General features: G+C 48.3%; 7 protein-coding genes. 2 read left to right on the top strand and 5 right to left on the bottom strand.

The features are described from left to right. Positions 1-40 precede the first annotated feature (40 nt). The 3 genes from AB9H23_RS02405 to AB9H23_RS02395 all read right to left on the bottom strand — a co-directional run bounded on the left by AB9H23_RS02405 (position 41) and on the right by AB9H23_RS02395 (position 6004). Positions 41-4714, bottom strand: a complete 4674-nt coding sequence (locus tag AB9H23_RS02405; protein ID WP_370005325.1) for a cobaltochelatase subunit CobN — start codon at positions 4712-4714, stop codon at positions 41-43. 102 nt (positions 4715-4816) lie between these two features. Further along, positions 4817-5401: a metal-dependent hydrolase gene (locus AB9H23_RS02400; RefSeq protein ID WP_370005323.1), complete on the bottom strand. Its 585-nt coding sequence runs from the start codon at positions 5399-5401 to the stop codon at positions 4817-4819. A 6-nt stretch (positions 5402-5407) separates the two neighbouring features. After that, positions 5408-6004 (bottom strand): hypothetical protein, encoded by a 597-nt coding sequence (locus tag AB9H23_RS02395; protein WP_370005321.1) that lies wholly within the window; start codon positions 6002-6004, stop codon positions 5408-5410. A 139-nt stretch (positions 6005-6143) separates the two neighbouring features. Here AB9H23_RS02395 and AB9H23_RS02390 point away from each other — a divergent pair, with 139 nt between their 5' ends. Continuing rightward, entirely contained in the window at positions 6144-7574 is a 1431-nt protein-coding gene (locus AB9H23_RS02390) for a flippase (protein WP_370005319.1), read from the top strand. Then, entirely contained in the window at positions 7574-8791 is a 1218-nt protein-coding gene (locus AB9H23_RS02385; RefSeq protein ID WP_370005317.1) for a Coenzyme F420 hydrogenase/dehydrogenase, beta subunit C-terminal domain, read from the top strand. Before AB9H23_RS02390 ends, AB9H23_RS02385 begins: the two co-directional genes overlap by 1 nt. On the opposite strand, the gene AB9H23_RS02380 is transcribed toward AB9H23_RS02385, so the two are convergent. Next, positions 8784-10010, bottom strand: coding sequence for a polysaccharide pyruvyl transferase family protein (locus AB9H23_RS02380; protein ID WP_370005915.1), 1227 nt, complete (start codon positions 10008-10010; stop codon positions 8784-8786). The genes AB9H23_RS02385 and AB9H23_RS02380 overlap by 8 nt on opposite strands. A gap of 52 nt (positions 10011-10062) precedes the next feature. After that, positions 10063-11163 (bottom strand): glycosyltransferase family 4 protein, encoded by a 1101-nt coding sequence (locus tag AB9H23_RS02375; RefSeq protein ID WP_370005316.1) that lies wholly within the window; start codon positions 11161-11163, stop codon positions 10063-10065. Between the last annotated feature and the right edge of the window lie 31 nt (positions 11164-11194).

Below are 11194 nucleotides of genomic sequence, written 5' to 3'. Positions count from 1 at the left end.
TCGCCGACCACAATCTTAAAAAAAATAAAAAAATGGATGGTTATATTCTGTTTCTTCCACTTCCCATGAAGTAACCCACGCCAGCAAGGGCAACCAGTGCAATAACACCGATTATGGCGTAGACCGGCATTCCGGTACTGGAACCCTGTGATGCAGTTGCCCTGCTCACCTCATAGGCCTTCCCTGCCCCGGCACCAGGTGACTCCTGGGCGCTCTTAACCTCGGAAACTGAAGTTCCGGCATCACTGGAGATCCCGGCGCCCCTTCCTGGTGATGGATTTCGCCCGGCTGAGGTTGAACCTCCACCAGAATCTCCCTGGTTCGGGGTTGATGGTACATCAGGTGTGGATCCTCCTGCTGGGGCGAATGCTGAGCTCCCTGTGGCCGCATACAGTTTCTCCTTAACCCTTGCAAGGAGGTCAGGGTTGAGGTACTGCATGGCCCACTCCATCATTGCAATGTTGCCGCAGCTGCAGTCACAGCAGGCAACACCATTCTCTGCCATCGCCTGTGCCCATGTGGATGCAAGGAGCCTTAGCGTTGCCTCATCGGCCTTCCAGTGCCCCTCATGTGCTGCCTGGAGCATGGTCCCTGTGATGGATATCAGTGCATAGGAGTTCTTACCTGATAGCCACTCTTTGACACCGAGGCCATTAACGTCCCTTATGTAGGTATCTGCAAGTTCATCCCATGCCCATGAAGGCACAGCAGAGGGTGATGTGACCTGCCAGAGCCAGAGGGACCTCACCGCTGATGAGAGCCTGTTGGCACCGGCGTACCCCTCAGACATGAGACCCCTCACATAGTCGGGGTTGAGGTAGCGTGTCCTCATATCAAGGGCGATGGCCCCCTGGAGTGAGAGGACCTCAGGTGTCCCTGTGGCCACTGTTATTATGTTAACTGCAGGTGTGCTGCCTGTGAGTTTTCTGATGGCCAGTGACAGGCCGCCCAGGTAGTCTGCCATGTCATCGTTCTCTGTGACACCCACAAGGTAGGTGCTCCTTCCCTGGTAGACCGCTGATACTCCCCTGAGGAGGTCTGCCAGGAGGTCAACGTTCTTAACACCCCACCCGGTCTCTGAGTAGGATGTACCCATGCGGCTCATGAAGAGGTCTGCGAGTTCATCTGTGCTGTTGTAGGTCCAGGACATCTCACCAGCCTCCTTGACTCCTGTGCCGTAGGATCCCAGGGGTGGTGCGAATATCCTGTAGATGGCCAGGTTCCCTGCATCTGAGGCGTTCATACCTGCCGCCATGTACTTCTGGACCAGTTCAAGCCAGTGAGCTGCCACCCTGTTCATCTCAAGGGGGTCACTTCCCGGTGTGAAGAGTTTAAGTGTCCTGAGGGGTTTAACGGCCGCCTCAAGGGCCTCTGAGACCTGTGGGTATCCTTCAAGTATGGTGGTGTATGATGCTGCGAGGGCCAGCCTGAATGCCCTGTCCATTGTAACGGCGACCTGGCCGTAGACGTCCCTGAAGAGTCCGCTTACCGTGACCACCGCGTCTATACGGGGCCTTCCAAGTTCACTGAGTGGTATGAGTTTCACCCCTGTAACTGTACCTGAGCTGCTCCATACCGGCTTCACACCCAGGAGGTTGAGGACGAAGGATACCATGGCACCGTCGTCCCTGGCTGTGTCCACGCCCCAGATTACCACTGCAAGTTTTTCCGGGGGCTCGGTGTAGGTGGCGAGGACCTTCCTCACTATCTCAGCCCCCACACTGTAGGCTGCCTGTGTTGGGACTGTGCTGGGGTCTATGGTGTAGAAGTTCCTGCCTGTGGGGAGGCTTGATGGGTTCATGAGGGGCTCCCTTCCGGGTCCCGGTTCAACGTAGCCGCCTCTGAGTGCGTTGAGGAGTGATGACATCTCCCCCGCTGTGCTCTTCCTGATGAGTGCGATGTAATCTGCTGCTGTCTGGAGTTTGCTGAGTATGTCAGGTGATGCTGTGAGGTTCTCTGGTCTTGAGCCGTCTACGAGTGCCCTTACCATGGTGAATGTCCTGTTTTCGATCACTTCACGCTGGTCCAGTGTGAGTTCCTCGTAGATCCAGCCGTATTCTGCTGCCAGGAGCCTGTATATGGAGCTGTCTCCTGTTGAGATCATTGAGGATACCATGTATGCTATTGCATCGCTGCTCCACTCCCTCCCGAAGGTGTGGAGTCCCGCCGGTATCAGTGTGGACTCGATCCTCATGAGGTACCCTGATATGGTGGCTATGAGTTCATCTGGAGTTGAATTCTGGATGCTGATGCCGAGTTCGTCTCCAAGTTTCAGTTTAAGTGCTGTGTTCCGTATTTCGGCCAGGTACTGGTTCCTGAGCTGTTCATCCGCCTTCTTGTAGTTTGAGATTAAATCCTTGAGTGTGAGGAGTTCGCCGTAGAGTCCTGTTGATTTCATTGCCGGTGTCAGGTGGTCGATGATGACTGCGAGTCCACGCCTCTTGGCTGCCAGGCCATCCGCCGCATTATCCACGCGGTAGATGTAGATTGATGGTGTCTCATCCACCACTATATCGGGGAAGTCGAAGCCTGCCAGCATGACCTCCTTTCCCGGGAGCCACTCGTAGCTTCCCATTGTGCCCATGTGTATCATTGCGCTGGCATTGAATACCTTGTTTATCCATGCATAGTAGGCCAGGTACTGGTGGTGTGGTGGGAGTACACCCACGTTGTAGAGCATCTCAGGGCTGGCCTCCCATCCCCTCTGGGGCTGGGGTCCTATGAAGACGTTCCCCTCCATTATACCGGGTATAACAATGTATTTCCTGCCGTTCCTTGTTACGGTCATCACATTCCCGGGGGCTTCTCCCCAGCCGCAGAGGCCGGGTATTGCAAGGAGCATGAAGGAGTTCCTTGCAGCCTGGAAGGTGTTCCAGAGGGTGGAGTTGCCACCTATAACTCCCCTGAGTGCCGTGTACATGACTTCAAGTAATTGCAGCCCCTCTGAGGCTTTGTCTGAGGACTTTATGTTGTCCTTCATCTCAGAGTACCATGAGCTGAGGGCCTTCATGAGGGTCTCCGCCTTAACATTCCTCTGGAGGCCCATTTTCAGGAGTTCCTCGATATATGCTGTGGGGCCCTCTGTGACGTATCTTCTTGCTATGGGGTTGAGGCCCTGGAACCATCTGAGGTATTCCTCTGCATCCCATAGTATGACGCCTGTGGTGTTTGCGAGTCTCTCGAGTTCACCGGGTGCCCAGTTTGCAATGTTTATACCCCTCTCAACCATGAGGGTTACGAGTTCAGCCGCTCCTGTGATGTTTCCAACCCTGTATCCCTCCTTCTTCAGGTTGAGGAGTATCTCATGGATGCTCTCTGGTACGTTGAGGTAGCTTGCCCCGATCTCTGATTTGCCTGGCGGGTAGTTGTAGTATATGATGGCTATCCTCTTCTCCCCTGCCGGTGTTAACCTGAGGTTTACCCAGCTTGTGAGCCTTGCTGCCAGTTTCTCCACCCTCTCGGGTATGGGTGAGTAGGAGTAGGTGTAGGCACCTGTCACAGGGTCAGAGTGGAACTCTGCCGCGGCTATGATTATGGGCTCTATGAGTCCCTGGGTCTCGGGGAACCCTGCCTGTCCCATGATGTCGTCCTGGCTCCAGGGCGTGACACCGTCACTGGATAGGAGCCAGTCATCCACTGTCCTTGTGTTCACTATAACACCCCTGAGGACCGGCACGTTGAGGAACCTCAGGAGTGTGTTCACCTTCCCTGAGACTGAGCCCCCGAGGAGGTAGGTGCTGAAGGAGACCAGTGCCTGAACCCGTGGCTTGTACATGGTACTGTTGGCCTCAAATGATGCCAGGTCGGGTGCTGTTGTGAAGAACCTCACCATGGCCGAGTAGGTGTTTTCACCGTACCTTGCAACCACCGGTATTATGTTGTGGGCGCCCCTGAGCCTCTCTATGAGGCTGTCAATGTGGGCTGTCCCACCACCGAGCATGTTGCTCTCTGATTCTATGAACCCTATGGTGGGCTTTGCAGGGTCCAGGGGGTAGTCCCTGAGGTAGTCTGTGAGGTTTCCGTAGAGTTTCCCGTCGCGGTAGAGGAGTTCCCTTGGAACCGCAACCGGGGGGTCGTAGGTGACGTCGAGTGTGATGTTCCTTCCCCTTGCCCATACATCCGCTGCCCAGAGTATCTGGTTCCTGTAGCTGGGGACGTTCCTGTAGCAGTAGTATCCCTCCCCCTGGGCCCATAGGGCTATCTGGGGGTACTGATTAACGTAGGCCTCCAGGAGTGGGAGGGGCTGGAGCACCCTGAGGGCCCTGCTCACTGTGCTCACCACCGTGTCCGGGACACCGGTGAAGACCAGTTCATCGTTTATCCGGCTCATCTTAACCAGTTCAAGTCCGCTTGCACCATCGAAGACTGCGAAGAATTTTCCGTTGAGGATTTCGGGTTTTGCTGTTATGACCCTGAGCATCCTTGTGTAGTCCTCTGTCCCCAGGTAGTTGCAGATTATGACGTCCGAGGAGTTTATGAGTGCCTCCACCTCCTCGGGTGTGGAGTTGACTATCTGGGGTGAGCTCCTGACCCTGATGGTGATGTTCCTATCAGGGTACTCCTGGAGGACACTGTGGGCCGCCTCATTCACAACCCTGGTCCCCTCGATGGAGTGTATTACGAGGACATCCACGGTGCTGTTGTCTGCCGCATCGGCCGTGCCCTGGAAGATGAATACGAGTAACACTGCAATCACTATTACCCTTGAATCCATTATCTTATCACCTCCATGTTTTAACTGCAGAATAAGTATTATTGATGTGTTAATTTAAAATTAGTTATTATTGAATTCCGGTATAGATGAAAAATAGTAATATTAACTGTCCATGAAATCAACATGGACGCTCTCAGACCCGTTCTGCCTGACCCTTGTAACGTTAACGTCCCTGTCAGCCTCCACATGTACACTCACACTGATCCCGGTGTCATTCACGGTGCGCTTTTCAGTATCATCTTCATAGAATCCGTCCAGGGCACCCACCGATACTAGGGATAGTGCCAGGGCAAGGATGAGGAGGAATGAGAGGATGGCCCACTCGCCGGCTGTCCCTGTCTTTATCCTCCGGTTCCTGCGGAGGCAGTGGTAGGGTGTGTCATTGAGGGGGTATAGGAGGGGGCATCCGCGGACCGTGAAGAGGTCCAGGGCAAGGTGGGATGACACCCCGACAAGGAGGGGCACCCCGATCCCTGGACTCCATAGTGATAGGAGCAGAAGGGGTGGTAGAATTAGAAGTGTGTGTCCGATGCCCCTGTGCCTCCCGGCAAGGAAGTCGAGGATGTCAGGGAGCACTGACCCGGCGCCGGCGAGGAGGGCCCCGTTGATGAGGGAATTTACTGGGTGTATGAGGTTTACCATGAGGAAGAATGCCACTGCAGCTGTTATGTGCGTCCTGAACCTCAAGGGTTATCACCTTAGGATGTAGTTCATTGTCCTGAAGCCTATGAGGCCAAACCAGAGCGTCCCTGATATGAGGATCCCGTATTCGAGGCCCAACTTGAAGTATCCCACTGCCATTAGTATGGACATGAGTACCATGAATGCCCCTGTGACGTCAATGGCCTCGTCGTCCAGGCACTCATGGGGGTTGAGCCTCTGGAAGGTTGAGTAGAATGACCTCACCTCACTCCTCATGGTGCCGTTGATGGCCGCCACGTAGTTGACGTTGCCGTTCTCATGGAGCCAGAGGTACTTCAGTGCGGCCTTCTCTGTGAGGTCCTCGAAGTGGTCCATGAAGACCCATGTGTCGCCGCGGGTTGATGCTATCTCATTCATTATCTCGGTTATGGTTAGCTTCTCACTGGCCCCTGGTTTATGGGCCCTGAGTATCTGGAGGAGCCCTGCCTTGAGGGGCATTGGTGTTACCAGGTATACCAGTGTGGCCCGAGTGGTGATTTCACCCTCCTTAATGGCCTCCAGTATTCCCTGGTAGGCCTCGAGGGCGTTTCCACCACACTCAATAACGTTGCCATCCTCAAGGCAGGAGACAATGTTTATGAGTTTCATAAAATAAAGTATTAAGTAATATTATTTAAATTTTTCGTATGAGATGGGTTTATACTGTGGGTTTACAGAGAGAATATGAAAGGAATTTGAATAAGCTACACATATCATTCAGAACCAGGGTAACTGTGAAAGTGATTTTATGAACCAGATCCAGAGGATAGTGAAGAATATCAGTGTTACAGGGCTTGCACAGGTTTTAACTGCACTGATGTCCTTTGTACTGCTCATATACCTTGCAAGATTCCTTGGGGAGGCTGACTTCGGGAAGTACAGCTTCGCATTTTCACTTACCACGCTCCTCGCCACACTAACAGATCTCGGGGTTAACCAGTTACTTGTAAGGGAAATAGCAAGGAATAAGGATATCTCAGAGGAGTACGTCAACAACGCCGTCATGATGAAGGTTCCCCTCGCCGCCATGACCTTCATGGTTATAGTGGCTGTTTCTTGGATTTTAAACCTTAAAACCGATGTTATGGTACTCCTGTACCTCTTTGGATTCTACAATGTCCTCCTAACAGTTTCAAACACATACGTCTCCCTTTTCCAGGCCTGGGAGCGGATGGAGTATGCTGCCATCCTCCAGATCATTGAAAGGGTATTCACAGTGGCCCTTGGTCTTGCCGTGCTCATTCTGGGATACGGTGTCATTGCCGTTGCCTGTGTATACGCTGCTGCCGGGGTGCTGGATGTTGCTATTTCAGTTGCCATAACCTCAAGGAGGTTCCTGAGGCCATCATTAAGTTTCAATCCCTCTCTTCAGAGGAAACTCCTTGTTATGGGACTCCCCTTTGGCCTTAACTCACTATTTGCAATGTTCTTCTTCAAGATAGACACGGTGCTTCTTGGTATCATGAAGGATGACGTGGCCGTCGGTATCTACAATGCAGCCTACAACCCGCTGCTCAGTCTCAGCATGATCATCTCCGGAATGGTGTCTGCGGCCATCTACCCGGTAATGTCAAGGTACTTCACCTCTGATGCTGACTCCCTTGAGACCTTCACAATGGTATCCTGCAGGTACCTCTCCATCCTTGGTTTCCCAATAGCTGCCGGGTGCCTGGTATTCGCCGATAGGTTCATAGAATTATTCTATGGTGGGGGGTACCTTGGAGCCATCCTGGCTTTCCAGATACTGGCCCTATTCATACCCATCAGGCTTGTGAGCACAGTTACAGGGACCCTTCTGACCTCCATCAACAGGCAGGGTTTCAGGATGCTGAGTGTGGGCCTGAGCGCCGTTCTGAATATAGTACTCAACGTTATACTCATACCCGCCTACAGTTATATCGGTGCAAGTGCTGCGACTGTTATCTCTGAGGTCTTCCTTTACCTTCTGTTCCTCTTCTATATCTGGCGCCACTACCGGGGGGTGAATGTGAGCAGCACCTTCACGAGGCCCGCCCTTGCATCCATCGTGATGGCCCTTGCAATTTATCCCCTCAGGGATATGAGTCTCATAATAACGGTTGCTCTTGCATCATGCGTATACTTCGCTGTCCTTGCGGTCATTGGGGGTTTCAGGGAGGAGGACCGGATGATGATAATGAATATTCTGGGGAGAGATTAATGAGGAATGCTAGTGAAGTTGGAGATCTGTGTACAGGTTGCGGTACATGCACCGCATTATGCCCCCCACGGGCTCTTGAGATGCGTGTCAATGAGAAGAAAGGGGTTTATGAGCCAGTTTTAACCGGTGAGTGCAATGATTGTGGAGTCTGCCTGAGGGTCTGCCCTGGACTCGGTGTGGATTTCAGGAAGCTCAACATGGAGATCTTTGGGAGGGAACCAGATGATATCCTCCTGGGGAACTATGAGGCCTGCTATGTGGCACACTCCACCGATGAGAAACTGAGGTATGACTCATCCTCGGGGGGTATGGTGACGCAGGTCCTCCTATACCTCCTGGAGGAGGGCCTCATAGATGGTGCCCTCGTAACCCGTATGAACCCGGAGAAGCCCCTTGAACCTGAACCATTCATTGCAAGGACCCCTGAGGAGATAATTGAGGCCAGGGGGTCCAAGTACTGCCCTGTACCTGCGAACGTCGCCCTCAGGGAGATAATCGAGGTCCCCGGGAGGTATGCTGTTGTTGGCCTCCCATGCCACATCCAGGGTATCAGGAAGGCTGAACTCCTGAACAGAAAACTGAGGGAGCGTATAGTCTATCACCTCGGGATTGTCTGCAACCACGCCCCAAGTTTTAAGGCCACCGAGTTCCTGCTTGGGATGCTGGGGGTTGAACCGGGGGATGTAAAGGGAATAAGGTACCGTGGGGGTGGATGGCCAGGGGGCCTTCGGGTTGAGACAGAAGACGGCGAGATACTACTACTACCTGAGTACTGGGGATCCGGCTTCGGGCAGCTATTCATGCCAGATAGGTGCCAGATGTGCCCTGACCACATGGCAGAGTTATCAGATATGTCCTTTGCAGACCCCTGGCTGAGGGAATTTAATGGAGAAACTCAGGGAAAAACTCTCATGGTAACGAGAAAGAATCCCAAAATACTTGATAAAATTAGGAAAAAGGGTCTGTGCGAGGTTGAATCAATAGAACCATCAAGGGTTCTACTATCACAGCTCTATAACATCTACATGAAAAAGAAGGTCAACATGATCGGTGAGAACATTTACAATGCTGAATTTCCACCCATAGATCCCATGGACCGTTTGATCGCCATTATAAGACCCAGAAATACTAAGATGCCCAGAAAACTTACCTTGAAGTATTTCACATTTTATGCGATATTAGCATCTCTAAAGGCCAGGATGGACTTCTTCAGGTGAGCCCAAGTGAATCACAGAGTTCCTTTACAAGTTCACCATTTCTCATAGCCATCTTTTTTATCTCAGGTATTCTTCTTTTTAGGTGTTCGGTTATTTCTTTTCTGTTTTCCCAGGCATCAGATATTTTTTCCATTAATGCTTCCTCAGAAAGATCTTTAAAGTCAATATAATAGTCCTCAAGCCCACATAGCTTCATAAGCCCTGGTGTTTTTATACTGTATGAGATTGCTATGGCAGGAACGCAGCTTGAGAGAGCCGCTATGTTTGCATGCATTCGTGCCCCCACAAAAAGATCACAATTTGATATGACATATTTAAGTTCTTCAGAATTGTAATCCTCCTCCAAATTAAAAACATTTTCCTTATTTCTTAATTTGTTAAAGACCTTTCTGTTTATTATATGGTCGTCGTTTATGCCCTCAACAGTCACATGAGCTACAAGTATAACATTAGCATCATAAATCTCAATGACTTTATCAATGGTATTGGTCATCAAATCCACATAATCATCATAATTTCCACCACTCCATGTGGATATGGCGTTGCTAATTGAGAATCCTATCAAATTTCTTCTCGTTAAAAATTCATTTAGAGTTGGATCATTAACTTCCTTTTTATCAAGAACAAAGGCTGTGTCTGCAGTGAGGTAAACTGGTGGCCTAGTAACTCCAATTTCTTTGAGATAGTTATAAGATATTTCGTCCCGTGTTGTAATAAGTGAAACTCTATTGAGGATACTTTTAGCTATAAAGGTTGTCAATCTAGTTTTAAAAGGCCCAATAGATTCTGCGAATACAATCACAGGTTTTTTAAGTAATATGGCCATGAATAAACCGCAAAACTCAGTCAAAAAATTGAATATGCCATAATCTTCAGACAGAACGTCTCCACCTGTTGTAATGATCATATCTGCACTTTTAATAACACTTAGACCCTCATTCCATGTAAGGAGAAATTCAATGTCTTTAATATTTGATAAAAACGACCAAGTAAATAGTGATAAAAATACAAATAGTGTTTTTAGAGTTACAAATGACGGGTATATAAGACTAATTCTCTTGTATGAGCTAAACTCATGATCAGTTTGAGGAATAGTTAAAGAATTTATATAAGGTATAAAAAAGATAGATTCCTTTAAGAAATGTTTTATAATACTGATTCGACTTAAAATCAAAGCTTCAGTTCCTCTATTTAATCTATCAGTGGGACCCATAATCACTATTTTCAACATTTTTAACCTCATTCAGAGCATTATTTACAAAGAACTATATTCAGAAATTATCGAAACTTTTAAGAACTTTTTCTAAATCTTTAAGCATTTTTTTGAGACTAAACTCCTTTTCAGCCATTTTTCTTGAATTATTACCCATTCTAATCAAATCATCCTTTGAAAAAGATTTAAACTCATTTATTCCTTTCAAAAGGTTTTCAGGTTGATTATCATCAACAACGATTCCACAATTATATTTCCTTACAAATTCTGCTGCATCCCCAACATCTGTTGTGAGTATCGGTTTTCCCATAGCAGCATATTCAGCAAATTTTGTGGGTGCAGCGACTTCAGCAGATTTATGTGATGGCCTTGGAAGAACCAGTACATCACAAGCACCGTAGTAATATTTAACCTTATCAAATTCAACTTTTGGTAGAAATAATGCATTATGATATCTTCTTTTATTTTTTGAGAATCCCACATATAAAAAGAAAAGATTCTTATCATTTAAGCATTTGGTTGTTTTAATAAGATTATCAATACCTTGCCATCTGTCATCTGCTCCAATGTACCCAAATGTTAGTTTATCATGGATTCCTAGATTCAATTTTATATTTCTTATTTCTTGGTCACTTAGAGGTTTGAAGAGATCTAAATCCGTGGCGTTTGTTACGTAATATAATTTTTTCCGTGGGATCCCTCTCTGTGTCAGATCTTTAATCATTAAATTTGAGACACAGATTATCCTATCAGATACACTAAAGCTCAACGAAGAAATGATTCTATAATAAATTGATCTCAGTAATCCTGGTTGTAATAATTCCATTTCACTTATCAGATCCCCATGATTATCTAATAATATAGGAATCCTTTTTATCTTAGATAGAGAACATATAAACGCTGTTGGGGCCAAATTACAGAATATTAAATCATAATTTTCCTTCGATATTTTAATAAAATGCTTTAAATGAACACTTAAAGGCGAGACTTTGATAAATGAATACTTAAATGACGGTTCAAAAGTCAAATTCTTACGACTATAAAAACATAACTCAACTTCATGGCCTAACAAAGATAAAAGCTCAGCTTGTTTTTTTATTCTAAACCATAACGAGGAATTCTTACTAGGCGCTCCAATAATAACACTTAAGATTTTCATGATGCACATTCCATATGGTTGTTATTTAATT

It is taken from the genome of Methanothermobacter sp. KEPCO 2 (assembly GCF_041228365.1).
In the GTDB taxonomy this organism is placed as follows: Archaea; Methanobacteriota; Methanobacteria; order Methanobacteriales; family Methanothermobacteraceae; genus Methanothermobacter; species Methanothermobacter marburgensis.
This window is presented reverse-complemented; position numbering and strand designations above follow the sequence as displayed.